Raw genomic sequence first — 25,953 nt, forward strand, 5'->3', positions numbered from 1 at the left:
GACCGCGAGTGACACGGCACGGGGGCCGGTCGGGAGCCGGCAGCGTCGTGGGCAGAGCGATCCTCCCTCCTTTGTCCCCTCGCGTCGGTCTCCGCCATGATCACCGGGCCCGTGGCAGCCCCGCAGGATGCCGACCCGGGGCACGTCGCGGCCGCCGGGGCGCGACTCACTCGCCGGAGTGCGTGTCCAGGAGCTCCTGAGCGGCCTTCAGACGGCTGCTGTCGGCCGCGTCGCCGAGGACGAGAACCCGACGCAAGCAGGAGCGGGCTTCCTCGGTGTCCCCCGGTTCGGTCAGGGCTTCACCCAGCCCCAGCAGTGTGAGGCCCTCCAGGATGGTCTGGCCGGTGCGGTGGGACTGCACCACGGTCCGGCGATGGAAGTCGGCGGCCTCGCGCCACCGCCCGAGGGCGGCGTAGTCATGACCGAGGGCGCCGGTCGCGATGGCACGACAGGTGTCGGCGGCTTGCCCGGTCACCGGGCGTTCGGGCGCACGGTCCGGCGTCCGCGCCCCGCCCCGGGCGCGGACAGGCCACATCCGGTGCACCGAGAGGCAAGGCGCCTTCCGCGGTCGCCGCTAGTGTGCTGTGCGCGCCTGCGGCTCGGACACCGCGCACGCCGCCCCGGCCGCTGAAGCGGCTCGGACCCTGAAAGCGTCGTCGACGTCCGCGGGCGCATCCGGGGCGGCCGGGCCTTCGTGGCGCTCCGGATGGTGTTCACGCGCGAACGAGGAGGTGATCACACACGTGAGGATCCAGGTATCAGGGAGGCCCTGCGGACGTGATGCTTACTCAGGACGGAGACCCGGTTGAACGCGTTGATGGTGATCGCCACCCAGATCACCGCGGAGATCTCGTCGTCATCGAGGACCTGTCGTGCTGTCTCGTAGGCACTTTCCTGAGCGACGGCGTTCGCGGGTTCGGTGGTCGCCTCCGCCAGGCCGAGCGCCGCGCGTTCCCGTTCCGTGAACAGTTCGGTGTCGCGCCACGCGGCCAGCACGCCCAGCCGCTGGGTGGTCTCACCGGCGCGCAGCGCGGCCTTCGTGTGCACGTCGAGGCAGAAGGCGCAGCCGTTGAGCTGGGAGACGCGGAGGTTGATCAGCTCCACCGAGCGGCGGTCCAGGCCCGCCTCGTCGGCGACCGCGCGGACCGCATCGGCCGTCTCGACCAGTGCGCGGTAGGCCTTGGGGCTCTGCTTGTCGATGAAGACCCTACGGCTCGCGGGGTCTGCTGTGGGGTGACTCAACGTGGACTCCTTCGGGGCCGCTCCCGCCCTCGCTCGGTTTGCCGTGCATGTGCTGAGCAAGGACTTACTATCAGGCATCATTGTTGAATATGAAATCACCTTCGGGTGTGAGAGGCAGCGCGATGAACAACGTCGACACGGATCCCGACGGCCTGCCCGGCGGTGACGGGGAGCACGCCGAGGGCTCCCCGCAGGTCGACGTGCTGACCGCGCGGGACGTCCCGTTGGGCGGGCCAAGGGCGATGAGCGTCCGGCGCACCCTGCCGCAGCGCGCCCGCACGCTGATCGGGGCCTGGTGTTTCATCGACCACTACGGCCCCGACGACGTCGCCGACACGGGCGGCATGGACGTCGCTCCCCATCCCCACACCGGCCTGCAGACCGTGAGCTGGCTGTTCAGCGGAGAGATCGAACACCGCGACAGCATGGGCAACCACGCACTGGTACGGCCCGGTGAGCTGAACCTCATGACCGGTGGGTACGGCATCAGCCATTCGGAAGTCTCCACCCCCCGCACCACGCTCCTGCACGGCGTGCAGCTGTGGGTGGCCCTGCCCGGAGAACACCGGCACACCGGCCGTGACTTCCGGCACCACGTCCCGAGCCCGGTCACCGTGGGCGGGGCTGAAGTCAGAGTGTTCCTGGGGTCTCTGGCCGGCGACACCTCTCCGGTGGGGACGTTCACCCCCCTGCTCGGCGCCGAACTCCTCCTGGAGCCGCGCTCGACGACCACACTCCCGGTGGATCCCGCCTTCGAGCACGGCCTGCTCGTCGACCGAGGGAATGTCCGCGTCTGTGGAACGCCCCTTCGACCGACGGAACTCGGATACCTGCACGCGGGAAACGACACCCTGACGCTGACGAACGAGACGGACACCCCGGCTCGGGCGGTCCTGCTCGGCGGGACACCGTTCGAAGAACAGATCGTCATGTGGTGGAACTTCATCGGCCGCAGCCACGAAGACATCGCCGAAGCCAGGACGGCCTGGCAGGACGCGTCCGACCGCTTCGGGAACGTCGACGCGTACGACGGCGACCGCCTGCCGGCGCCCGCCCTGCCCAACGCCACCCTCGCACCGCGCACCAACCCGACGCGTCACTGAAAGGCACACCATGACTCAGCCCGCCGCCGCTCCTACCGTCCGCCGAGTGGACGCCAAGCACCGTTACGAAATCCTGGTCGACGACAAAACCGCAGGCCTCACCGCCTACCGGGACCGAGATGATCAGCGCGTCTTCTACCACACCGAAATCGACGACGCCTTCGCCGGACAGGGCTTGGCCTCGGTACTCGTGCAGCAGGCCCTGACCGACGTACGCGCCTCCGGGAAGCGCATCGTGCCGGTCTGCCCCTACGTGGCGAAGTTCCTCAAGAAGCACGACGAGTTCGCCGACATCACCGACCCCGTGACGTCCGAAGTCCTGCATTGGCTGGAGGCCCAGCGCCGGCACTGATCCTGCGCCGCCGCCCGGTCACTCGCACCTGCGGGCACGCAGGACCGTGGGCCTGTGTGCCCGCAGCCGGGCCCCTGAGGGCGAGCCGCATCCTCCGAGACCTCCTCATGGAAGGGTCCGTACGGAGCCGGTGTAGCTTGGATCGCGTAGGGGGAGCCGCCCCTGCGGGCTGCACCACCGGGGCAATGCCCCTGGTCAGCACCGTAAAATCTTCCTCGCCGCCGCCGACCGACTCGCCTTGTTCGGGCACGAGCGGTTCGGGTGTGGGTGACGTGAGGGAGCAGGTGGGGCCGGGTGGCCGACGTGGGTGGTGAGGGATTCGGCGCACTGTTGCGTCAGCTGCGGTCGGAGGCGTCGCTGACGATCGAGGCGCTGGCGGAGGCGTCGGGGGTCAGCGTCCGCGGGATCGGAGATCTCGAGCGGGGGCGGCGGGCGACTCCACAGCGGGGAACGGTCGCCGCGCTGGCGACCGGCCTGGGACTCGGCGAAGTGGAGCGGGAGCGTCTGCTGGCCGCCGCCCGGACCGGCCGCAAACCCCGTCACACCGCGTCCGGCGTGCGTGCGTTCCCGCGCGGCATCGACGATTTCGTCGGCCGGGAGGCGGAGCTGACACGGCTGACGGCACTGGCCGGACAGGCCGCCGGACAGCCGGTGGTCGTGGTGCTGCCCGGGCCGCCGGGGACGGGCAAGACCACCCTGGCACTGCACGCCACCCGAATGCTGGCCGACCGCTTTCCCGACGCGCAGCTCATGGTCGACCTGCGCGGCATGGACGACACCCCGCCCGGCCCGGCCGAGCTGATACTCCGTGTCCTGAAGGCGCTGGGGGTGGCGGACCAGGACCTGGCCAAGGCCGGCCCGCAGGGCCACCCCGAGCTGTACCGGCAGGCACTGGCGGAACGGCGCTGCCTGCTGGTGCTGGACAACGCCCGCGACGAAGCACAGGTCCGCCCGCTCCTGCCGAGCGCCGGCGCGGGAATGGTGATGATCACCAGCCGAAGGATGCTCACCGGCCTGGAGAGCGTTCACCGCCTGCCCCTCGGCGAGCTCTCCCCCGCGGAATCCGCCGCCTTCCTGGCCCCCTTGGTCGGACAGGAGCGCGCGGACGCCGACCCGGCCGCGCTCGCCGAGGTCGCCCAGCGGTGTGCGCATCTCCCGCTGGCCCTGCGTGTGGCGGGAAACTGGCTGGCTACCCGCACGGGCTGGACCGTACGCCGCCTCGCCGACCGTCTCGCGCTCGAAGAGCGCCGCCTGGACACCCTGACCGCCGGTGACCTGCATGTCTCGGCGGCCTTCGAACTCTCCTATCGCCAGCTCACCCCCAAAGCAGCCCGCCTCTTCCGGTTGCTGGCCCTGGTCGACGGTCCCGATGTCAGCACCGCCGGCGCCGCCCAGCTGACCGGCCGGCCACTGTTCGAAACCGAGGACACCCTCGAAGAACTGGTCGAGAGCGGACTACTGGGAACCGACCAGGACCGCTACCGCTTCCACGACCTGCTGTGCCTGTACGCCCGAGGCCGACTGCGGGCCGAGGAGCCCGACGGGACCGCCGAGGCGGCCCGGTCGGCACTGCACCGCTGGCTGCTCGAAACCACAATAGTGGCCGGGCGCTGGTACGAACCCGGCCACGGCGCCCCACCCCCCACCTGGCAGGGCACCGTCGACCTGTCCACCGCCGAACACGCCCGTCAGTGGCTCCAGGCCGAAGGCGACAACTGGCTCGCCGCTCTTCGCGCGGCCGCCGCGGCGGGGGATCACGCCAACGTCGTGGAGGTCGCCGAGGCCCTGCACTGGTTCTCCGACCAGTGGATCTTCTGGGGGCACTGGCCCGAGGTCTTCCGGACCGCCGTCCAAAGCGCCCAGGCCCTCGGGGACCCGCTCCTCGAAGCGACCCAACTGAACTACCACGCCTGGGCCCTGATGATCTGCGAGGGCCGCCACCACGACAGCGTCGAGCGCTCCGCCCGGGCCCTCGCCGCGGCCCGGCGCGCCGAAGACCTCCGGCAGCAGGGCTGGGCCCACTACTACAGTGCCTGGGCCCTGGGTCTGCTCGGCGACCACGCCGCGGCGGCACCGCACAACCGGGAGGCAGCCAAGCTGTTCGAAGCTGTCGGTGACCTCCACGGGACCCTCCAGGCCATCAGCAACACCGCGCAGAATCTCTCCCTGGGGGGTCGGCACGAGGAATCCATCACGGAGATCCAGCGCACGCTCGCCTTCCTCGATCAGGTCGGCGACCGCATCGAACCGCATATCGCCGCCTTCACCCGTGCGACGCTGCACAGGAACTGCGGCCTGGCCCACACCGCCCTGGGGAACTGGTCCGAGGCCGCCGACCACCTGCGCACCGCAGCGGACCTCTGGCGGGACAGCGGAAACCACGGCGTGGAAAGCCGCGCCCTGGTCCGCCTCGGCGACGTCCTGCTGGCTGCCGGGCGCCGCGACGAGGCCCGGGACGCCTTCACCCGGTCGGTAGCCCTCGGCAAGGCAGCCGACCCCATCCGCCTAGCCGAGGCCCGCGCACGCCTCGCCGACCTCGACACCCACCGAGCATGGCCCCCTGCGCCCGGCTCTGCGGCCGGCCGTACGACCGGAACCGAGTAGGCACGGTCGAGGGCCGTCGGGGCGACACCGTTGTGACTGAGCGCGATCCGCGGCCTGGACAGCCAACCCCAATACTCAGGGTCTATTGAGGCCCCGAGGATTCGGGAGGCTGCCGCGGGCTTCGACCCAACGCGTTGGCCGCTGGTGCGCTGCGAATCGGAAGACGGATCCCGTCCCGGCAACAGACTTCCTGCATGTCTACCGAATTCAGCGGGATGGTGGAGTGCAACCCGGGAGCACATCGCTGGGGTCCGGATGACGAGGACTCCGTGTGGCAGTCCGCCATCGACGTATGGCTCCTCAACTCCGGCAATGCCTATGACGCCCTGGCGGCGCTGTTCGGCGTCCGCAACTACATCGGCTTCCGTCCGCCGGCGGAGGACCGCGGCCTGCCAAAGGACACGTCCCACGGAATCCGCGACGTGTTCGCCGCTACCGGCGGACCCGATGATGTGTACGGCACTACGTGGATCACTTGGGCGGAGCTGACATCGGCCGACTGGCAGGAGACCCACAGCTCAGGCTCGCTCAGTCGCCAGGACGTGGCAGGAGACAGGACCCATGGGGGTCCGGTCCGGAGACCCATGGGGGTCCGGTCCGGAGTGTGATGCGCTTCCTCGCCGTGCTCTACGGCCCCGAGAACGTCCGGCTCATCGTCTGAGTAATTGTCAAGAGCTGTGGATCGATGGGCGGGGCGAGGGCGAGGTGCCCTCGTGCTGTCGTGATTCCATCGATGGTTCGGTGAGTGCCGAACCGTCCGGCCGGTAGCGTGCCGAGTCCTGCGGGAGATGCCCGCGCTGGTAATCGCCGGAGGCGACCCGATGCCGGAGACAGACCTGAAGCAGCAGCTCGCCGAGCGATTCCGCGAAGTCAACGGCGACCATCCGATGACCGATACCGATGACGCATACGTCAGCGCGCAGTTCGTTGCCCTGGAGGAACTGTGCGCAGTTCATGGCCGCGATGCCGATGCGGTCCGCCGGCTGATGCTGGGGCAGCATCTGCCGCTTCCGGGATATCTGCGCACCGACGGTGCTGAGATGGTGCCGGCCGACCTGTTCGCTCTCGCCGACGAAGCCGGCGGTGTAGAGCTGCTCGAAGCGTGGTTCACCGCTCACTGGGCCGACCCGATCACCGGGAAGGCGGAGTGGAATGCGTATCTCAGCGGACAGTACGTGTGCCTGCACTCGGTGACCCCGGCCGCCATTCAGCGCAAGGATTACCTGACGACCGCGATCAGCGCCGCAGCGAACGAGCCGGATGCCGGTTCAGCACAGTGGTCTGAGCAGCTGCAAGCACTGGTCGACGAACTCGACACGCTGGAACCGGCGTTCACGGCCTACGACCGTCTTCGGTTCGGTGGACCCACGTCCCGGGACATCTGCATCGACGCCACGCGCGCCCGCTTCCCGCGCCCGTGACCCGAATCCATGGGTGGCGTTCTGCGGATCGGTTGCGATCGCTCATGCCGCGCGGGCTTCGGGACGTTCGGCGAGGTGGCCGCGTTCGAGGCGGGCTCCGCGCGGACGAGGGCGACGAGGTGGGGCGCGTTCACGGCCCGCCACAGGGCCTGCGGACTCGATGAGCTTGAAGACCATCGTCAGGGCTGCGGTGCGGGAGCCGGCACCGCGGGTGACCTTGCTCAGGGCGCCGTCGCCGACCGCGAGGACCGGGGCGCGCATGCTCCGGCGGGGCTGTCCCGTAAACGCTGGCCGGGTTGCGCCCAGGTGAGCACGGGGATACGCGCGAGCCTCCGACACGGCCGGTGTGGCAGCCTGCTGACATGCCATGGGATCTGCGAGAACATGCAGGCCGTCACTACGCCGTCCTGTTCCACTACGCCTTGCCTGACGATGCCTGGGCCGTGGAGCTGAGCGAGGCTGTGCCTGCGCCGGTCACGGGTACCGAGAACTCCCACGCCGCGGTGACCCACTTGCCCGGCGCCGCCTTCTTGGCAGCGCTTGTCCCTGACGAGGACCCGAGTCTGCAACCAACCGTCCGCGTCTACAGCCCTGACGAGCGTGTTGTCCCCTACGAGGTCATGCGCTGGTTCATGGAGCAGGTGGCTGACCAGGTGGAACGCTGCCGCATCGCGTTCGAGCAGGGGGAACCTGAAGCAGCGGAATGATCACGCAGTGAACAGTTCCTGGCGGGACAGCCCTTAGTGGTTGGCTCCGGAAGTCCTTCGGGGGTTGACGCGGCAGTTGGTTTCGGGGCCGAAGTGCGCAGGTGTGCCGACCGCTGGTGGGACGCGATCACTACGGTCTTTGAGCAGCCTCACGGCCCTCACCCAGTCCCTCTCCGTCATCACCAACCAACGATGGCCACCTAGATGCAACCCTTGGGTTGCGCCTAGGCGGCCGAAGTGCAACTCTGGGGTTGCATCCGATGGTGACGGTGAAGGAGTCCCCCATGAGCGAGGACCGGATCGAACGCGAAACCCTGATCACAGCACCCCTGGAGCTGGTCTGGTCGCTGGTGGCCCAACCCGGGTTCTGGGTGGCCGACAAGGCGAGCCTGCCCGGCACCGTGGCCAAGGAAGGCGAGTCGATGATGGCGAAGAACGCCGAGCACGGCGACTTCCCTGTGCGTGTGGAGAAGGTCGAGCCGCCCACGTACCTGGCGTACCGCTGGACCAGCGCGTTCCCCGGAGAAGAGCTGCGCGAGGACAACAGCACGCTCGTGGAGTTCACGTTGACCCCGGAAGGCGAGCAGACGCGGCTGCGCGTCGTCGAGAGCGGGTTCGCGGCGCTGGCCGGGTCCGAGGAGCTGCGCAGTCAGAACCTGAAGGACCACACGGAAGGCTGGCCCCTGGAGCTCGACGCGCTCAAGACACGCGCCGAACAGCCCTCCACGTGAGGGAAGAACGTCCCGGCGCCGCCGAGGTCGTCGACAGCGTCCTCGGTGCGCTGGCCGACCCGACGCGACGTCAACTGCTCGACCTGCTCGCCGCACAGGGCGAGGCCACTGCCACGACGCTCGCCGAACGACTTCCCGTCTCGCGGCAGGCGGTGGTCAAGCACCTCGCCGTCCTGGAGGCCGCCGGGCTGGTTTCCGGCGGCCGGGTCGGACGCGAGGTGCGGTATGCAGTGCGGCCCGCGGCGCTGGACACGACGGCACGGTGGATGGCCGCACTCGCGGCCTACTGGGACCGGCGGTTGGCGAACATCAAACGCGTCGCTGAGGCAGCGGAGCGGGATTCGAGTTCGACACGCCCCGAATGAAGGAAGCACGCTATGGACACGACAGTACTTCGCAGCGCCTACGACAGGTTGCTCGATGCGGCGGCCATCCCCGACCTCGGCGACGCGGACAATGGAGGATGGAACGCCGACCAGATACTGGCCCATCTCCTCAGCGTCGACGCCTCGATCGCAGCGGTTGCTCTGGGCGTCGTCGCCGGCTCACGGCCCACCTTCGACAACCGGATCTCCCTCGACACCTGGAATCTTGACCGGATCATCACCGAGCACTCAGGTCGGGCGGACCTGATTGATCACGTCCGGAGCCAGGCCACCGTCCTGTGCGACATCGCCGATCGACTCAACGAGGAAGCCGCCTCGGTTCTGGTGCCGTCGCTCCTCCTTTCCAATGACGCACTCGTGCTGGACCGGCCGATTCCGCTGACAGGCCTCATAGACGGCCTCGCCGAAGACCATGTGCCCGTGCATACCCAACAGCTCCTCGATCTCCGCGTCGCCGTCCCCGGGCACGCCTGAGGGCGGCGCCTGAGTCGGACATCGGGCACCCGGTCCCCCGGTCTCCTCTTGAGGACCGACTGCGTGGACCGGGCCGCTCCGCCGGCGCACGGCGCTGAACCTGTACGCCCACACCTGGAACGGCACACCGCTCGGCGCGGACGAGTACGTCATCAGCGCCGACGAGAAGACCTCCATCCAGGCCCGCTGCCGCTGCCACCCCACCCTCGCCCCCGGCCAGGCCCGGGCGATGCGGGTCAACCACACCTACGGACGCGGCGGCGCCCTGGCCCACCTCGCTGCCTACGACGTCCACCGCGCCCGCATGTTCGGCCGTACCGAAGCGCCCAGGTCGGGGACCGGCTCCGAGCTTTCGAAGACCGCTACAAACGCCACGGCACAGCCGTTCCAGCGGAGGTTCACCACCTCAGACCTGGACGATCTGCTGGCCAGGCTCGACCGGCACACCACCGATCACCACCACGAATCCTCGGCCGCACTGGCAGAGTGACCAACCCCCGAAGGACTTCCGGAGCCGACCACTTAGCGTGAGGGAGGCGCGGCGCCCTGCTGTTGCGACAGTGCACTGGATTCATTCCCCGAGTGCACCGGTCTCCCCTGTCCGCACGCGCTGCCCCAAGTCCGCACGCTCGGGCCCCTCGTTCGTACGCTCTGGGGTCAGCGACGGTGCGCTGGTGGTCAATTTCCGCCGTCTTCGGCGTTTTAGCGTGGTCTCCGACGACCCCGCAGATCCCTGTTCCGGACCCGGGAGTCGCGTCACCCTGCCGGAAGAGCCGGCGCACCAGATGAAACTCAGGAGATTCGCATGTCTGACGCCACCGGGCCGGTTCAGCCGGTCCTGGAGCCGGCCGCAGCCGCTTTCGCCGAAGCGACCGCCAACCCGCCCTACCTCTTCGACCTGCCGCCCGCCGAGGGCCGCAAGGCGGTCGACGACGTTCAGTCCGGCGGGACCGACGAGCCCCGGATCGACGAGGAGTGGATCACGGTCTCCGGAGGCCCGACGGGCAGTGTCCGCGTACGTATCGTGCGCCCGGCCGGCGTGGAGGGGCCTCTGCCGGTTGTCCTCTACATCCACGGCGCCGGCTGGGTGTTCGGCAACGCCCACACCCACGACCGCCTGGTCCGCGAACTGGCCGTCGGCGCGAACGCCGCCGTGGTCTTCCCCGAGTACGACCTCTCCCCCGAGGCCCGCTACCCGATCGCCATCGAGCAGAACTACGCGGTCGCGAAGTGGGTCGTCCAGGAGGGCGGGTCCAAGGGCCTGGACGGCTCGCGGCTGGCGGTCGTCGGCGATTCCGTCGGCGGCAACATGAGCGCCGCGCTGACCCTCATGGCCAAGGAACGCGGCGACGTCCCCCTCGTGCAGCAGGTGCTGTTCTACCCGGTCACCGACGCGAACTTCGACACCGGCTCCTACCACCAGTTCGCGGAGGGCTACTTCCTGCGCCGCGACGGCATGCAGTGGTTCTGGAACCAGTACACCACCGACGAGGCCGAGCGCGCCCAGATCACCGCCTCCCCCCTCCGGGCCACCACCGAGCAGCTCACCGGGCTGCCCCCGGCCCTGGTCATCACCGGCGAGGCCGACGTCCTGCGCGACGAGGGCGAGGCCTACGCCAACAAGCTCCGCGAGGCCGGTGTCCCCGTCACCGCCGTCCGGTTCCAGGGCATCATCCACGACTTCGTCATGCTCAACGCCCTGCGCGAAACCCACGCCGCCGAGACGGCGATCACGCTGGCCATCAGCACCTTGCACAACGCGCTCCACGCCGGCTGACCGACGCTCCGGCGTCGCGAGCACACCCACACCCACACCCACACCCAGGAGAAGCATCCGGTCATGACCACGTCTCCCCTTCCCACAGCAGTTCTCGTGCACGGAGCCTTCGCGGACGCCGCCAGCTGGACGGGGGTCATCGCGGAACTGCAGAACGACGGCATCCCCGTGGTGGCGCCGCCGAACCCGCTGCGCGGACTGGCGTCCGACTCCGCGTACATCGCCTCCGTGGCTGCTCAGATCGACGGTCCCGTGGTGCTTGTGGGCCACTCCTACGGCGGGGCGATCATCTCCGTGGCAGGTGCCACCGAGAACGTCGTCGGGCTGGTCTACGTAGCGGCCTATGTCACCGAAGAGGGCGAGAGCCTGGGCGAGTTGCAGGGACGATTCCCCCTCTCGCCGCTCGTCAGCAACCTGAAGGAAGCGACGTACCCCGTGGAGGGCGGGGAGCCCGCGGTCGAGGTCACCATCAAGGCCGAAGCGTTCCCGGACATCTTCGCCGCTGACGTACCGGCCGCCGTCACCCAGGTCCTGGCGGTCGCGCAGCGTCCGCTGGCCGCTTCGGCGTTCGCGGAGACGGCCACGGCCGCCGCATGGAAGACGAAGCCCTCCTGGGCACTCGTGGCCGGCGCGGACCAGGCGATCAACCCCGAGGTCGAGCGCTTCGGAGCGAAGCGGGCCGGCGCGACCATCGTCGAGATCGAGGGCGCCTCGCACGCGGTGGCCGTGTCCCGGCCCAAGGAGGTCGCCGCTCTGATCCGTGACGCGGTGCGCGCCACGAGCTGACTGAGTTGCCGAAGGGCCGCGCGGCCGACTCCTCCGGGAGTCGGCCGCGCGGCCCTTCGGCAACTCGGCGAAGCGCTCCGCGCGCGGCCTCGACCGTTCGGTGGAGGGCCGGACAGGTGTGGACCACGTACTGGAGCCGGTCGTCGGGTGCGGTCACCACGTCACCCGGCGCGGTCCGCAGAGACGTCCCGTGGTCCGGGCCGGACGGGCCCCCTCGGCCACGAAAAGGTCGGCGACCACTTGGCCGTCCCCTCGTCGGTTGCCTCCGCACGGGGTCCGGCGCCCCAGCCACAGTCCGCAGCCACGGCTGCCTCACCGGCGAGGGCGGAACACCTGGCCGGCTCGGGGCACAGTGCGCCGACGGGCATCACCGCGTGCACTGTCCGGCAAGGCACCCTCCGTCCGGGTACCTAGCGTGACTCGGGTACGCACAGCACGACACCGCAGGAGGAAGACCATGACCACCAGTTCCAAGCCCGTGATCAGCAGCCAGCCGTGGCTGCACCAGAAGGGCGAGGTGATCCAGGAGTTCGGCACCGTCAAGCAGTTCCCGATCGGTCTGTCCTACGAGGCGCGGATGTACTCCTGCCAGCGCCTGAACAGGGCCCTGGCGGACACCCAGATCCTCTTCGGCCTCTACAAGAAGCACCACTGGCTGATGCGCGGAGCGACCTTCTACCAACTGCACCTGGTCCTGGACAAGCACGCAGCGGAGCAGCTCGAACTCATCGACACGATCGCCGAACGCGTCCAGTCCCTGGGGGGTGTCGCCGTGGGCGATCCCAGGCATGTCGCGGAGCTCACGTCGATTCCGCGGCCCCCGGACGGAGTGGAGGAGGTGCCGGCCATGCTGTCACGGCTGCTGGAGGCTCACGAGGCCATCCTCATCGACGCCCACGACGCCGCCGCCCGGACCATCGAGCTGGGTGACGACGGTACGAACGACCTGCTGGTCTCACAGGTGATCAGGACCGGGGAGCTGCAGACGTGGTTCCTCGCCGAGCATCTGGTCGACACCCCGCTGGTCCGCGCCTGACGGTCTTTCGGCCCGCGATCGAGGCTCCTGTGGCGGCAGGGCACGAGCACGGCCAGGCCCGGACGGCGCCCCGCCGACCCCGTACTACGGAGCGGGGATCGAAGGTACCGCCCCCGCCCCGGCGGTGCCGGCGTGGCCCGGCCGCCGCGGGCCCCGGCGGCGGCGTCCCGTCCGTTCCGCACGGGCCGCATCCGAGCGGTTCGCGCAACGGCTGTCCTCGTCCCCGGCCGGGGCGGAGGGCGTCGCGGGCAGGTCTCCCTGGATAGGGTTCCGCGCGGCTCCCGGCCCCGGGTCGCGGACCGGAACACCCCTCGGCCACGCGGAGCAGGACGGGCATCCTCGGCATGGCCGCCGGCTGTCGCCGACGAATCTCCGACTCGGGTCACCAGGGCGACCGGGTACAGTGCGCGCCGGCAGTTACTTGAGGAGGGAACGCGTGACGGACACCAGCGAAGCCCGGTCCGCGGACGGTGCGGCGGATGCGACCCAGCAGAGTCGGCTGCGCCGCCTGATGCGCTACATCCCCATGATCGCCCCCGTCCTGCTGTGGTCCGTGCCCTGTTGGGTGCTGTTGCACACCGGCCAGCACTGGCCACTTCCCGTGGCGCTGGGCGGTACCGCCCTCTTCCTCCTCGGGCTGATCGCCATGCCGCTCGCGATGATGCGCGGCCACGGCCGCCGGCAGCAGGACCGGGCGGCAATCGTCGGAGACACCCTCCTCGGGGTCGGCTGGGTGCTGTTCGCCTGGTCCGTCCTGCTCGGGGTCCTGCTGCGCCTCGCCCTGACGGTGGCCGGCACGGGCGACGGTCAGAGCCGAGCCCGTATCGTCACCTGGGTGGTCCTCGGCGTCGCCGCAGTGCTGCTCGCATGGGGGTACGCGGAAGCCCGCCGGGTTCCACGGGTACGCCGGCTCGACGTACAACTCCCCCGCCTGGGAGCCGGGTTGGACGGCACTCGCGTCGCCCTCATCACCGACACCCACTACGGGCCGCTCGACCGTGCCCGCTGGTCGGCGCGGGTGTGCGCGAAGGTCAACGCTCTGGAGGCCGACCTGGTCTGCCACACCGGTGACATCGCGGACGGCACGGCCCAACGCCGGCGCGCCCAGGCCGCGCCGCTGGGCACGGTGCGAGCCACCCGGGCCCGGGTCTACGTCACCGGAAACCACGAGTACTACAGCGAGGCCCAGGGTTGGGTCGACCTGATGGACGAACTGGGCTGGGAGCCGCTGCGCAACCGCCATCTGCTGCTCGAACGCGGCGGTGACACCCTCGTGGTCGCCGGCGTGGACGACGTCACGGCCGAGTCGTCCGGCCTGGCCGGCCACCGCGCCCACCTCGCCGGAGCCCTGAGCGGCGCCGACCCCGACCTGCCCGTCCTGCTCCTGGCCCACCAGCCCAAGTTCGTCGGCCAGGCCGCAGCGAGCGGCGTCGACCTCCAGCTCTCGGGCCACACCCACGGCGGCCAGATCTGGCCCTTCCACCACCTCGTCCGCCTCGACCAGCCCGCCCTCGCCGGCCTCAGCCGTCACGGCACCCGCACCCTCCTCTACACCAGCCGCGGCACCGGCTTCTGGGGCCCGCCGTTCCGCATCTTCGCCCCCAGCGAGATCACCCTGCTCGTGCTCCGCTCCCCGAAGCGTCCAGACACGCCCTGAACCGTCACGGCCTGACGGCTTGGCTTGTTCCTCAACTACCGATGATCGTTGCGGATGCGGGGAACAAGTTCTGCGGCTCCGCGATATCCCGCCGAGGTGGCTGATCGTGCCCCGGTACGCTGAGAACGTGATGGTCAGGAGGACAGGATGACAGTGGCTCGTTGCCACACTGACCGCTTCTGCTGTACTCACCGCTGGCTGCGCCCGCACCGTACACACCAATGATCTGCCGGGCGAATACCGTAACGAGAAGACCGGCGGACAGATCCGCCTCGCGCGCGACGGAGCGTTCACCGCAACGCACGTATCGACCAACTCCCGCTCGGCCCCTGCCGATTTCCACGGCCGGTGGGAGTTCGTCGACAGCAGCACGACCAACGACTTCATTTACCCCGACGTCGAGGACAGCGGCCTCGGCAAGGTGTCCGGCATCCAGCTGCACACGAGCGGCGACGGAACGGTGGAGTTCAGGGTCCCGGACAACCCGTGGTCCCTGGTGCTCACCAAGGTGCCCCCGTCGTAGAAGTCCCACCTCGCTCAGCTGTGGGAACCCTCTGGCCCGATCCTCAGCTGGGATCTGCCCCACTTCCGGACAGCCTTCCCATGGTGTCTGTCCGCGCGGAAGGATGCGTGCTGCGAACCCACTGCCGCCCTGCTGTGTGCGGACGGCGCGGTACGGGCACCGGTAGAGCTGCCACTGACGGCCGAGTACGGTCGCCTACGGCTCGCTGGACGGCGCCCTGGCCGTGGCACGATGTACCGCATGACGACGAACCGAATGGTCCATGCCGCCGTCTGGAACCTTCCGACCCGGCCCTACGACGCGGCCGGAAGACAAAGGACGAGCCAAGCCGTCCCACCATTCCTGGCGGGCCACGAGGACGGCTACGACACCTCACCGCGTTGTCGAAACGCCCGAATACATCCAGTACGCGGGCGCCTCTCCGCCTTGCGATGCACCGCATCCGACGCCGCGCGCTGATCCATCAGGAATTGTGGGACAGCCCTTGGGCGGATGTGTCCGTCGCCGCTGCGATCAGGGCCGTTGCCGCAGCGCGGGAGGCCACGGCTGCCGTGGAGTCGTGGTCCATCAGGGCGGAGATGCCGGCGCCGTCGTAGAGGAGTTGGAGCTGGTGGCCCAGGGCGTCGGGGTCGGCGGCGCCGGCCTCCGCGGCGAGGCGGGTGAAGAGTTCGCGCAGCCAGCCGCGGAAGGCGTCCGCCGCTTCCTGGACCAGTCCACCGGGGCTGGCCTCGGCGCCGGCACGGATGAAGGCGCAGCCGCGAAAGTCGGGCCGGTCGAACTGCCGCCCCTGGGACTCGAAGACCGCCAGGATCTGCTCACGCGGCGTGTCGCACTCCGCGACGGCCCGGGTGATCCGGTCGGCGGAGCCTGCGTGCCGGGTGTCGAGGTACGCCCGGACGAGCTGCTCCTTGCCGCCGAAGGTGTTGTACAGCGACGCCTTCGCCACGCCCGCGTGCTCGATGACCCGGTCGATCCCGACGCTCTGCACGCCCTCGGCGTAGAACAGCTCGTCAGCGGCGGTGAGCAGGCGCTCACGCGCCGAGGGCTTCGCGGTGTTCCGGACACTCGCCATGACGGCCACTCCTTCAGACAGATCTGTCTACATTATGCCCCGGCCGTGGCCCTCCGCCCGGAGTCCCGGCCGGGTCCCGGCCGGACGTCACCCCTCAGGCGTTGCCGCCGACCGGCTCGCCCGACAGGACCGCCGCCCCGTCCCGGCCGCCGCGCAGCAGTCCGAGGAGGGCGAACGCCGCGAGGACGATCACGGCGGCGCCGTACTCCTGCGCGGTGGCGGTCAGTCCGCCCGCGTGGACGACGAGGAAGCCGGCGATCACGGCGGGCACCCCCATGCCCAGGTAGGAGATGACGAAGAGCAGCGACAGCACTCCGGAGCTCTCGTGCGGCCGGGCCAGCGGCATCACCGTACGGATGCCGCCCTGGAACCCGCTGCCGAAGCCGACGCCCGCGACGGCGGTTCCGACGAAGAAGCCGGTGGAGGAGGAGTCGCGGATCGAGACGAGGGTGAGAGTCACCCCGGCGATCAGCGCGAGGATGCCGGTGAGCATCACCGTCCGGGTTGCCGCCTTCCTCAGGACAAGCACCGAGAGGGCGGCCACCCCGGCGAGCACGAACAGGCTCAGCCCACCGAGGACTTCCGACCTCGAACCGGTCAACTGCCGTGCGAGGGAGGGGCCCAGCGACCCATACAGCCCGGCCAGCGCCCAGACGGCGAACAACACCGGCGCGGCCACCAGCATCGGGCGGCGTACGGCGCGCGGCAGCTTGATCTCCGGCGCCAGGCTGGCCAGCGCCCCCGGCTCGCGGGTCACCGTCTCCGCCATCAGGGCGACGGCTACGGCCTGGAGGACGAAGATCACCAGCAGCCCGTAGTAGACCAGATGGGTCGGGGCGGGCAGGAACTGCACGACGAGGCCGGAGACCAGCGCGCCGGTCGCCGTGCCGATGCCCGGGACGACCGCGTTGGTGATCGTGCCGCGCGGCCGGTCGATGTCCATCATCCCCGCCCCGATCGCGCCGAGCGCTGCGCCGGTCGACAGTCCCTGGACGATCCGGGCGACCATCAGCCCCGAAACCCCGTCGGCGGTGGCGAACACGACCATCGAGGTGGCCTGCGCCGCCAGCGCGGCGAGCAGCACCGGCCGCCTGCCTACGTGGTCGGAGAGCTTTCCCATGGTGAGCAGCCCGAGCAGCACGGCCACCGCGTAGACGCCGAAGATCATGGTGGTGGTGATCGGGTCGAAGCCCCATTCGGCCTGGTAGACCGCGTAGAGCGGGGTCGGCGCGCTGGAGGCCGCCAGGAACGAGATGGCGATCGAGGCGAGTACGTACAGCGCCACGTTCGGCGGCAGCCGCCTGCCCCGCGCGGACACGACGGCAGGCTCGGAAGCGGATTCGGCATCGGTGCGCACCACGTCCGAAGAGGGCGCCGGCTTGGACGCCGGAACGACCGAGAGATTCGTCATGACCATTCCCGTCCGAAGCTTGAGTAGACCTGTCTGTCTAATCGCGCTCACATTAGACAGACAGGTCTACTCAGGTCAAGCGGGAAGGGTGAGCGTCGCCCGGAGCGCGATGCCGGGCTCGCGAGAGGGGGCGCGCTGACGGGCAGGCGGGCCCGGGATGTGCTGACAGGCTCGCGGCCTCGCGGGCAGGCCCGGGGCCCGCGAGGCCGCGAGGCCGGGCCGCCCGGCCCGACGGAAGGCCGGAGCCCGTCGGAGCCGGCCACGGTCGAGGCCGCGCGGTGGTGGCGGTGCCGATTGCGGGCGCGAAGGCGAGGGGCAGGCCCGGCACCCGTCCGGACGGAGAAGCGCGGACCCCGCAGACGCACTGTCCTGGTGACCGGCCCCCAGGCCGCGCAGGAACCGCGTCAACAGCCTCCGGGTCCGCACACCCGGCCGGCCCCGAGCGCACCCCGCCCGCTCACACCGCGCCGATGAGCCTGGCCGGGCCCCGGTCGGCCGAGCTGATCAGCGCAGTCCGGCAAAGAGATCGTTCTCGGGTACGGCCGCGCCGGAGGCGTCCCTGACGCGCACGAAGGTCTCCATGCCCATGAACTCGCCGAACCGCTCCTTGCCCATCTTGAGAAAGAAGATGTTCTCGCCCTGGCTGGAGTGCGCGGCCAGCGCATCGAACTTCTGGCCGCTGTACGCGGTGGTGTCCACCCACGTGGTGATCTCGTCGTCAGGGAGGCCGATCTCGGCCAGCGCGGCGGCTTCGGCCGGGTCCGGCTCCGGCATGTCCTCACGGAACTCGCGCATGATCTCCCCGAACCGCTGCATCATCGAGCGGGGCATCGTCGTCCAGTACACCTTCGGGGTCAGCTCGGCCATCTCCAGCGCCGCCATCGTGATGCGGTTGGCCTGGATGTGGTCGGGGTGCCCGTAGAAGCCGTTCTCGTCATACGTGACGACCACATCGGGTCGGTAGTGCCGCATGAGCTCCGCGAGTCGGGCAGCGCCTTCCTCCACGGGGGTCTGCCAGAAGGATCCGGGGGCGTCATTGCTCGGCCAGCCCATCATCCCGGAGTCGGCGTAGTCCAGCAGCTCCAGTTCGCTGATTTTCAGGACGTCACAGCTCGCCTCGAGTTCTTGACGGCGCATCAAGGCGACGGCGGCCGGGTCGTGCCCGGGGTCGCCCGGCTTGACGCCCCCCGGCCCGTCACCGCAGCCGCCGTCGGTACACGTCACGAGAACGGTGCGGATGCCTTCCGCCGCGTACCGCGCAAGCACCCCTCCGGTCCCGGTGGCCTCGTCGTCCGGGTGGGCGTGCACTGCCATGAGTGTCAAAGGCCGGTCAGACATGAAAATCCTCCTGCTTACATGCGTATGGGTCGAGGGCGCGGCGGACGTGCCGCGACCCTGGGCCCGGTTCCTGGCAGGGCGGACGGCCTGCGTCCCCGCCCCCCCCGCCCGTGCGGCGCCGGCCCCTCGCTCGGTGCAACCGCGCAGGCCGCACCGGCTGTTCCCGGCGCAGCGGATTGACTGTCGGGCATCGGGGCCGGCGCGGACGGGGGACGGACTCGGCCTGCGCGACTCCGCGCCGCGGGGCGCGCGCACCCGGTTCAGCGTCCGCGAGAGGTCACGTGACCGCGGGGGCCGGGGTGCCGTGTCGGGTGAAGGCCCACAACACGAGCCCGACGCAGCTGAACGCGGCACCCAGCGCGCACACCGCACCCCAGCCGCCCACCGCGTAGAGCGAGGTGGCGGCGATGGCTCCGGTGGCGCTGCCGATCGAGTAGAAGACCATGTAGCCGCCGATCAGCCGGCCGCCCGCGTCCGGGTGGAGCTCGTAGATGAGGGTCTGATTGGTGACATGAACCGCCTGTACGGCGAAGTCGAGAAGGATCACTCCGACGGCCAGGGCCACGAGCGAACTGCGGGTGAAGGACAAGGGCAGCCACGAGCCGACGAGCAGCGCCAGGGCGATGCCGGTGGTCCTTCCCGAGAATCCGCGGTCGTTCAGGCGGCCTGCCACGGTCGCAGCCGGCGCGCCGACGACGCCGATCAGGCCCAGCGCCCCGATCTCACTGTGGGACAGGTGGTACGGGGCCCCGCTGAGCGGCAGCGCGACGCTGCTCCACAGGGTGCTGAAGGCCGCGAAGATCAGCAGGCCGAACAGGGCGCGGAGCCGCAGCAGGCGTTCCCGCGCGAACAGGGTGATCGTGGAGCGCAGGAGCTGTCCGTAACGCAGGGCCGCCGGCGGAGCGCCATCGCGGCCCGGCAGCACGCGGTGCAGGACCAAGGCGAGCAGGGCAGTGAGCGATGCCGAGCCGAGGTAGACGGAGCGCCAGCCCACGAGATCGGCCATGACGCCGGATGCGGTGCGGGCGAGCAGGATTCCGATGACCACGCCGCTGGTGACCAGACCGACGACCCGCCCTCGCCCGGCGGGAGGGGCCAGGGAAGCCGCGAAGGCCACCAACGTCTGCGTGACGACCGCGAGAAGCCCCATAGAGGCCAGGCCCGCGAGCAGGATCGCCGCCGTGCGGGCGGTGGCCACCACGACCAGCGCCAACACCAGGAGGAGCAACTGGGCCACGACGAGCCGCCGGCGGTCGACGACGTCGCCGAGCGGCACGAGGAAGAGGAGTCCCAGCCCGTAGCCGACGTGCGTGAGGGTGACCACGGCGCCGACGAGTGCCGGGCTCATGCCGAGGTCGTGGCCCACGGTCACCAGGAGCGGCTGGGAGAAGTAGACGTTGGCCACCGCGGCCCCGCAGGCGACGGCGAGCAGAATGACGACGCCGCGGGACAGCACGAACCCTGAACCTTCTCCCCTCGGGGCGTCGGTCCGACGCGTCACCGTCTCACCGTTGCCGGGCATCAGGACCCCCTCCACACATCTGGTTGCATCTTGCTACCAACACTGCGGCGACGGTAGCCCGATTGGTAGCATGTTGCAACCAGACATCGAGGAGTGAGGGAACGCTTTGGTGACCAGGACGCGCTTCGACGACAGTGAATGCCCTGTCGCCCGGTCGGTGGACGCCATCGGCGACTGGTGGTCGCTGCTGATCGTGCGGGACGCCTTCGACGGAAGCCGGCGCTTCGGGGAGTTCCAGCGCAGCTTGGGCGTGGCGAAGAACATCCTCACCGCGCGCCTGCGCAGCCTGGTAGCCGGGGGCGTCCTGGAATCCGTACCGGCCTCGGACGGCAGCGCCTACCGCGAGTACGTACTGACTCCGAAGGGCAAGGCGCTCTTCCCGGTCATCGTGGCGCTGCGGCAGTGGGGCGAACAGAACTTCTTCGCCCCCGGCGAACAGCACTCACAGTTGATCGACCGCCGAGAAGGCCACCCCCTCCGCCCCCTGGAGGTGCGGTCCGCGGACGGTCGCCGGCTGAACCCCGACGACACCGCCGTCCACAAGATCTCCCGCCAGTGATCCGAGCGGGGGGCGCGGCGCCGGCACACCGCTCTGCCGGTCACTCCCCCGCTCTGCCGGTCACTCCCCCGAACCGGCCGGGGCATGGGCACCGGCCCCCTCCGCCGGTACCCCCGGCGCCCCGCGGTCAGGGCTTCAGGAGGGCCTTGATGGCGCGGCGTTCGTCCATGGCCCTGTAGCCCTCGGCGACCTGGTCGAGGGGAAGGGTGAGGTCGAAGACCTTGCCCGGGTTGATCCGGCCCGACAGGACCCGGTCGATCAGATCGGGGAGGTAGCGGCGTACGGGGGCGGGGCCGCCGCGCAGGCCGACGTGGGAGAAGAAGAGTTCCTGTCCGTCGACGGCGACCTCGTGGGGGACGCCGACGAAGCCGACGTTGCCACCGGGGCGGGTGGAGTGCAGGGCCTGCTGCATGGCCTGTGCGGTGCCGACGCACTCCAGCACGCTGTCGGCACCGATGCCCGCGGTGAGGTCCTTGACCCGGGCGATGCCCTCGTCGCCGCGCTCGGAGACGATGTCGGTGGCGCCGAACTCGCGGGCCAGTTCCTGACGGGAGACGTGGCGGCTCATCGCGATGATGCGCTCCGCTCCCCTCTCCTTCGCCGCGATCACGGCGGAGAGGCCGACCGCGCCGTCCCCGACCACGACGACCGTCGAGCCGGGCCCGACCTCGGCGGCGTCCGCGGCCCACCAGCCGGTGCCCATGACGTCGGAGACGGCGAGCAGACCGGGCCAGAGGTCCTCGGCGGGAATCCCGTCCGTGGCGACCAGCGTGCCCTGGGCGTTGGGAATGCGTACGTAATCGGCCTGGCAGGTGGACATGAACTCGCGGTGCAGGCAGTTCGACTGGAATCCGTTGCGGCAGTTCGCGCAGGTGTTGTCCGAGGTCGCGAACGAGCCGACGACGAACTGCCCCGGCCTGACGGAGGTGACCTCGCTGCCGACCTCCTCGACGAAGCCGACGTACTCGTGCCCCATCGGGTGCGGGTCGCCGATCGGCTCCAGACCGCGCCAGGGCCACAGGTCCGAGCCGCAGACGCAGGAGACGGCCGTGCGGATGATCGCGTCGGTCGGGTGGAGGATCTTCGGGTCGTCCAGCGACTCGAAGCGGACATCGCCGGGGGCGTGGATCACTGCACCGCGCATGAGAGGGATTCCTTACGTACGGGGGGTCGGACCGCTTCGGGCGGTCCACGTGCTGGGGGGCCGGGCCACTTCGTACGGCACGGGCCCGGGGCGCTCGCTCCGCGTACCGCCGGCGGCCGCGAAGGAGTGCCACGTCATCCAGGTAACCGCCATTCGCTCCGGGCAGCCAGTCACCGTCGATGGGTGTACCGGCAGTACATTCCTCCCGCGGCCCGCACGACGTACGGTCGAGGGGTGGACAACCAGCAGGAGGTCCGCGAGTTCCTCACCTCGCGGCGCGCGAAGATCACCCCCGAGCAGGCGGGACTGGCCTCAGGCAGCAGACGCCGCGTCCCTGGCCTGCGACGCAGCGAAGTCGCGGCACTCGCCGACATGAGCGTCGAGTACTACGCCAAGCTCGAACGCGGCAGCCTCGCAGGCGTCTCCCCCGCCGTCCTCGAAGCTGTCGCCCGCGCGCTGCGGCTCGACGAGGCCGAACGCGCCCACCTGCTCCATCTGGCCCAGGCCGCCGACGGCTCCGACTCGCTCACCCGGCCACGTCGCCGACGCGCCAAGGGGCAGTGGACCCCGCACCCCAGCCTGCAGTGGACGCTGGACGCGATCACCGCGGGGCCCGCCTTCGTCCGCAACGGCCGTATGGACGTCCTCGCCGTCAACGCGCTCGGACGCGCCTTCTACAACGACGTCTACGCCGCACCCCACAACCAGGCGAACCTCGCCCGGTTCACCTTCCTGGACCCGGCCGCCCACCGCTTCTACCCCGACTGGGCACCCGCCGCCGACGTCACCGTCGCCATCCTGCGCACCGAGGCCGGCCGCAATCCCCACGACAAGGACCTGCACGACCTCGTCGGCGAACTGTCCACCCGCTGCGACGAGTTCCGCACCCGCTGGGGCGCCCACAACGTCCGCCACCACGGCACCGGGACCAAGAACTTCCACCACACCGCCGTCGGTGATCTCACCCTTGCCTTCGAGGGACTGGAGATGGCCGCCGAACCCGGGCTCACCCTGACCATCTACACCGCCGAACCCGGCTCACCCTCCGAAGAGTCCCTGCGCCTCCTCGCCACCTGGGCCGCCACGCAGGAAGCCGGCACCCCCACCCGGCAGACCTTTCACTGACGGGCACCCGTCCCGGACTCGCGCCGGGACCGCGCAGCACGGGAAAACCACGGGCGCCCTCCGCCGCCGCACGGGATCATGGGGCATGTACCTGAACTCCTGGCACGCCATCGACGGGGTCGAGACCTTCCTGGCCCGCGCAGGCGACTTCCTGCACTCACGTCCCGCCCTGCACACCCTCCCCCTCACGGTGACCGAGTCGCTGCGTAGGCGCGGAGCGCACGCATTCGGCACCGAAGCCCCTGTCTTCGGCATACTCGAGAGAGAGGGCGAGGTCCGGGCGAGCTACTTCCGCACCCCGCCGCGCCATCTGAGCCTCACCCCCCTGACGCCCGACGATTCCGACTCACTCGCCGTCCATCTGGCCGCCCTCGGACACACCCTCCCCGGCGTCAGCGCCGACCGTGACACCGCCCTGTCCTTCGCCGAGGCGTGGCACCGGCACACCGGCGCGACCCCGGTCCTGAGCAAACGTCAGCGTCTGTACCGCCTGGGCACGCTGACCGTGCCGGAGCCCCGCCCGGAGGGTCGGAGCCGGATCGCGGGCGTACGGGACCGCGAACAACTCATCCGCTGGCACGACGAGTTCGTCGCCGCCATCGGGGGCTCTCCCTCCGGCGACGCCGCCTCCTGGGCCGACGTACGCATCGCCGACGGGAGCGTCATCCACTGGGAGACTCCGGACGGCAGCCCCGTCTCCATGGCGGGCGTGACCCCCGTGGTCGCCGGACAGATCAGGGTGGCCCCCGTCTACACGCCGGCCCATCTGCGCGGCCGGGGCTACGCGGGCGCTGCGACGGTCGAGGCCTGCCGGGCCGCGGTGGCGGCGGGCGCGTCGGAAGTGCTGCTGTTCGCCGACCTGGCCAACTCCACGAGCAACGGCCTGTACCAGCGGATCGGCTTCCGTGCTGTGGCGGACTTCGCCCTGTACGACTTCCCGCATGTGAGGGCCGGATGAGCGACAGCCGGTACCGGCCTTCCGTGACCCACCGCCATGGGGGGTGACATTGCGGACAGCCTTCCGGATTTCACCTGCCGCGACCTTCACCCATGCGCACGTTATGTACCTTTTTGCACTATATTCACGTTCGGTGGATGCGTGGGCACTGGAGTTCGTCGTGGTTCGTGAACGGGGTGGGGATGGCGGACGGCAAGCAGGCGGAGGCGCTGCGGCGTCCGGTGCGTGAGCCCTCGCCGGCTGAAGCCGATCATCGGCACCGTCATATTCGGTGCCGTGCTGGAGGAGTCCGGGCTCATCGCACGGGTCCTGTCGTCACACCTGTTCCGGGCCGGGTTCGGGAAGCGCGCGCCGACGACGCCGGGTCCGTCCCCGCCTCGCGCCGACAGCGGCACTGCGCCCTCCGCGCATGTCCCACACGCCTCGGCGTACGGACCGGCGCACGGAATCCGGCACACACGTTCCGGCGCACAGACGAGGGAAGACATGAGCTACGCAGAGACCAGCACCGCGACCGCGTCCCCCAGTGACCGGCCCGCGGCAAAGCTGACCCTGGTGACGCTGACCACGATGGTGGTCGGCTCCATGGTCGGCGCCGGGGTCTTCTCGCTGCCGAGCCGGTTCGCGCAGGAGACCGGGGTGGCCGGGGCGTTGATCGCCTGGGCGATCGCGGGGACGGGCATGCTGATGCTCGCCTTCGTCTTCCAGGCGCTGGCCGTGCGGCGGCCCGCGCTGGACGCTGGTGTGTACGCGTACGCCAAGGCCGGATTCGGCGAATACCTCGGGTTCTTCTCGGCGTTCGGTTACTGGGCGAGCGCCTGCGTCGGCAACGTCACGTACTGGGTACTGATCATGTCGACGATCGGCGCGATCTGGCCCGCGCTCGGTGACGGCGACACGTTCCTCGCCGTCGTCCTCTCCTCGGTCGGACTGTGGGCGTTCTTCCTGCTGATCCGACGCGGCGTCAAGGAGGCGGCCGCGATCAACAAGATCGTGACCGTGGCGAAGGTCGTACCGATCCTGGTGTTCGTCGTCCTCGCGCTGTTCTACCTCGACACGGATGTCTTCGTGGACAACTGGGGCGGCGCCGACTACGCGGGCTCGCTGTTCAACCAGGTCCGCGGGACGATGCTGGCCACGGTGTTCGTGTTCCTCGGAGTCGAGGGCGCCAGTGTCTACTCCCGGCACGCCAAGCGGCGGGAGGACGTCGGCCGGGCCACGGTCCTCGGGTTCCTCAGTGTGTTCGCGGTCTTCGCCTCCGTCACCATCGTGTCCTACGGGATCATGCCGATGGCCGAGATCGCCGAGCTGCGCCAGCCGTCCATGGCGGGCGTGCTCGAACACGCCGTCGGCACGTGGGGCAAGGTCTTCGTCAGCGTCGGTCTCATCATCTCCGTGCTCGGCGCGTACCTCGCGTGGACACTGATGGCCGCGGAAGTGCTCTTCGTCGCCGCCAAGGACAAGGACATGCCCCGGTTCCTGGGCCGCGCCACACCCGAGGACGTACCGGTCCCCGCGCTGCTCATGACCACCGTGCTGAGCCAGGTCGTCCTGGTCGTCACGATGTTCTCGGACGACGCGTTCAACTTCGCGCTCGACCTCACCAGCGCGCTGAGCCTGATCCCGTTCCTGCTCGCCGCCGCCTTCGCCGTGAAGATCTGCTTCGGCCCCGGCCGTGCGGAGAGTTCCGGGCGGAGCACCCGCCCGGAACTCGTGATCGCCGTCGTCGCCACGCTCTACACGGCGTTCCTGCTGTACGCCGCCGGGCTGAAGTTCGTCCTCGTCTCCTTCATCCTGTACGCCCCCGCGACGTTCCTCTTCGTCAAGGCCCGGCGGGAGCAGGACCGCCGGCTGTTCTCGCCCCGCGAGGCCCTCATCTGCGCCGTCTCGGTCGCCGGTGCCGTGCTGGGCGTGATCGCCCTGGCGGCGGGCTGGATCGAACTGTGACCCGTACCCGACCCGTGCCGTACCCGACCCGTGCCGTACCCGACCCGTGCCGTACCCGACCCGTGCCGTACCCGATCG

Annotated in this window: 25 protein-coding genes and 1 pseudogene; 18 read left to right on the top strand and 8 right to left on the bottom strand. The window is 70.2% G+C overall.

Annotation, left to right across the window (positions count from 1 at the left end):
- Positions 1-166: 166 nt before the first annotated feature.
- Positions 167-475, bottom strand: a complete 309-nt coding sequence (locus tag OG538_RS05510; protein WP_406090714.1) for a tetratricopeptide repeat protein — start codon at positions 473-475, stop codon at positions 167-169.
- A gap of 260 nt (positions 476-735) precedes the next feature.
- A complete protein-coding gene (locus OG538_RS05515) occupies positions 736-1,242 on the bottom strand; it encodes a carboxymuconolactone decarboxylase family protein (protein WP_406090716.1) in 507 nt (168 codons plus the stop codon).
- Between the two features lie 122 nt (positions 1,243-1,364).
- Here OG538_RS05515 and OG538_RS05520 point away from each other — a divergent pair, with 122 nt between their 5' ends.
- The 5 genes from OG538_RS05520 to OG538_RS05540 all read left to right on the top strand — a co-directional run bounded on the left by OG538_RS05520 (position 1,365) and on the right by OG538_RS05540 (position 6,722).
- Entirely contained in the window at positions 1,365-2,345 is a 981-nt protein-coding gene (locus tag OG538_RS05520; protein WP_406099993.1) for a pirin family protein, read from the top strand.
- Positions 2,346-2,355: 10 nt separating this feature from the next.
- Positions 2,356-2,697, top strand: coding sequence for a GNAT family N-acetyltransferase (locus OG538_RS05525; protein WP_406090718.1), 342 nt, complete (start codon positions 2,356-2,358; stop codon positions 2,695-2,697).
- A gap of 294 nt (positions 2,698-2,991) precedes the next feature.
- Positions 2,992-5,301: an ATP-binding protein gene (locus OG538_RS05530; RefSeq protein WP_406090720.1), complete on the top strand. Its 2,310-nt coding sequence runs from the start codon at positions 2,992-2,994 to the stop codon at positions 5,299-5,301.
- Between the two features lie 194 nt (positions 5,302-5,495).
- The gene (locus tag OG538_RS05535) at positions 5,496-5,909 is read left to right on the top strand and encodes a hypothetical protein (RefSeq protein ID WP_406090722.1); all 414 of its coding nucleotides are present in this window, start codon (positions 5,496-5,498) and stop codon (positions 5,907-5,909) included.
- A 213-nt stretch (positions 5,910-6,122) separates the two neighbouring features.
- Complete coding sequence (locus OG538_RS05540) at positions 6,123-6,722, top strand: DUF6058 family natural product biosynthesis protein (protein ID WP_406090724.1); 600 nt, start codon at positions 6,123-6,125, stop codon at positions 6,720-6,722.
- 42 nt (positions 6,723-6,764) lie between these two features.
- Here OG538_RS05540 and OG538_RS05545 read toward each other — a convergent pair.
- Positions 6,765-6,944 (bottom strand): annotated as a pseudogene (locus OG538_RS05545) (IS256 family transposase); the annotation flags it as partial.
- Between the two features lie 140 nt (positions 6,945-7,084).
- On the opposite strand from OG538_RS05545, the gene OG538_RS05550 reads away from it, so the two are divergent.
- From OG538_RS05550 to OG538_RS05590, 9 genes are all read left to right on the top strand, one after another.
- Positions 7,085-7,429: a hypothetical protein gene (locus OG538_RS05550; protein WP_406090726.1), complete on the top strand. Its 345-nt coding sequence runs from the start codon at positions 7,085-7,087 to the stop codon at positions 7,427-7,429.
- Between the two features lie 284 nt (positions 7,430-7,713).
- The gene (locus tag OG538_RS05555) at positions 7,714-8,160 is read left to right on the top strand and encodes an SRPBCC domain-containing protein (RefSeq protein WP_406090728.1); all 447 of its coding nucleotides are present in this window, start codon (positions 7,714-7,716) and stop codon (positions 8,158-8,160) included.
- Positions 8,157-8,525 carry an ArsR/SmtB family transcription factor gene (locus OG538_RS05560; protein WP_406090730.1) on the top strand — a complete coding sequence of 123 codons (369 nt, stop codon included), beginning with the start codon at positions 8,157-8,159 and terminating at the stop codon, positions 8,523-8,525. The genes OG538_RS05555 and OG538_RS05560 overlap by 4 nt, the downstream gene beginning before the upstream one ends.
- Positions 8,526-8,537: 12 nt before the next feature.
- Complete coding sequence (locus OG538_RS05565) at positions 8,538-9,020, top strand: hypothetical protein (RefSeq protein WP_406090732.1); 483 nt, start codon at positions 8,538-8,540, stop codon at positions 9,018-9,020.
- 229 nt (positions 9,021-9,249) lie between these two features.
- Positions 9,250-9,510, top strand: a complete 261-nt coding sequence (locus OG538_RS05570; RefSeq protein ID WP_406090734.1) for a hypothetical protein — start codon at positions 9,250-9,252, stop codon at positions 9,508-9,510.
- A gap of 315 nt (positions 9,511-9,825) precedes the next feature.
- Positions 9,826-10,797 (top strand): alpha/beta hydrolase, encoded by a 972-nt coding sequence (locus OG538_RS05575; protein ID WP_406090736.1) that lies wholly within the window; start codon positions 9,826-9,828, stop codon positions 10,795-10,797.
- A gap of 63 nt (positions 10,798-10,860) precedes the next feature.
- On the top strand, positions 10,861-11,583 hold the full coding sequence (locus OG538_RS05580; RefSeq protein ID WP_406090738.1) for an alpha/beta fold hydrolase: 723 nt from the start codon (positions 10,861-10,863) through the stop codon (positions 11,581-11,583).
- Positions 11,584-12,040: 457 nt separating this feature from the next.
- Positions 12,041-12,619 carry a Dps family protein gene (locus OG538_RS05585; RefSeq protein ID WP_406090740.1) on the top strand — a complete coding sequence of 193 codons (579 nt, stop codon included), beginning with the start codon at positions 12,041-12,043 and terminating at the stop codon, positions 12,617-12,619.
- Between the two features lie 436 nt (positions 12,620-13,055).
- The gene (locus OG538_RS05590; protein WP_406090742.1) at positions 13,056-14,276 is read left to right on the top strand and encodes a metallophosphoesterase; all 1,221 of its coding nucleotides are present in this window, start codon (positions 13,056-13,058) and stop codon (positions 14,274-14,276) included.
- 986 nt (positions 14,277-15,262) lie between these two features.
- Here OG538_RS05590 and OG538_RS05595 read toward each other — a convergent pair.
- The 4 genes from OG538_RS05595 to OG538_RS05610 form a co-directional block, all read right to left on the bottom strand.
- Positions 15,263-15,871 (bottom strand): TetR/AcrR family transcriptional regulator, encoded by a 609-nt coding sequence (locus OG538_RS05595; protein ID WP_406090744.1) that lies wholly within the window; start codon positions 15,869-15,871, stop codon positions 15,263-15,265.
- Positions 15,872-15,965: 94 nt separating this feature from the next.
- A complete protein-coding gene (locus OG538_RS05600; RefSeq protein ID WP_406090746.1) occupies positions 15,966-17,282 on the bottom strand; it encodes an MFS transporter in 1,317 nt (438 codons plus the stop codon).
- Between the two features lie 504 nt (positions 17,283-17,786).
- A complete protein-coding gene (locus OG538_RS05605; RefSeq protein WP_406090748.1) occupies positions 17,787-18,620 on the bottom strand; it encodes a PIG-L family deacetylase in 834 nt (277 codons plus the stop codon).
- A gap of 277 nt (positions 18,621-18,897) precedes the next feature.
- Positions 18,898-20,076 (bottom strand): MFS transporter, encoded by a 1,179-nt coding sequence (locus tag OG538_RS05610; protein WP_406090749.1) that lies wholly within the window; start codon positions 20,074-20,076, stop codon positions 18,898-18,900.
- A gap of 172 nt (positions 20,077-20,248) precedes the next feature.
- Here OG538_RS05610 and OG538_RS05615 point away from each other — a divergent pair, with 172 nt between their 5' ends.
- A complete protein-coding gene (locus OG538_RS05615) occupies positions 20,249-20,701 on the top strand; it encodes a winged helix-turn-helix transcriptional regulator (protein WP_406090751.1) in 453 nt (150 codons plus the stop codon).
- Positions 20,702-20,828: 127 nt separating this feature from the next.
- Here the strand turns inward: OG538_RS05615 and OG538_RS05620 are convergent, their stop codons facing one another.
- Positions 20,829-21,845 (bottom strand): zinc-dependent alcohol dehydrogenase family protein, encoded by a 1,017-nt coding sequence (locus tag OG538_RS05620; protein ID WP_406090753.1) that lies wholly within the window; start codon positions 21,843-21,845, stop codon positions 20,829-20,831.
- A gap of 234 nt (positions 21,846-22,079) precedes the next feature.
- Between OG538_RS05620 and OG538_RS05625 the strand changes: the two genes are divergently transcribed.
- From OG538_RS05625 to OG538_RS05635, 3 genes are all read left to right on the top strand, one after another.
- Positions 22,080-22,970 carry a helix-turn-helix transcriptional regulator gene (locus tag OG538_RS05625; RefSeq protein ID WP_406090755.1) on the top strand — a complete coding sequence of 297 codons (891 nt, stop codon included), beginning with the start codon at positions 22,080-22,082 and terminating at the stop codon, positions 22,968-22,970.
- Between the two features lie 85 nt (positions 22,971-23,055).
- Positions 23,056-23,928, top strand: coding sequence for a GNAT family N-acetyltransferase (locus OG538_RS05630; protein ID WP_406090757.1), 873 nt, complete (start codon positions 23,056-23,058; stop codon positions 23,926-23,928).
- Between the two features lie 486 nt (positions 23,929-24,414).
- Entirely contained in the window at positions 24,415-25,875 is a 1,461-nt protein-coding gene (locus OG538_RS05635) for a basic amino acid/polyamine antiporter (protein WP_406090759.1), read from the top strand.
- The last annotated feature ends 78 nt before the right edge of the window (positions 25,876-25,953 follow it).

It is taken from the genome of Streptomyces sp. NBC_01013 (assembly GCF_045162765.1).
Classification (GTDB): Bacteria; Actinomycetota; Actinomycetes; order Streptomycetales; family Streptomycetaceae; genus Streptomyces.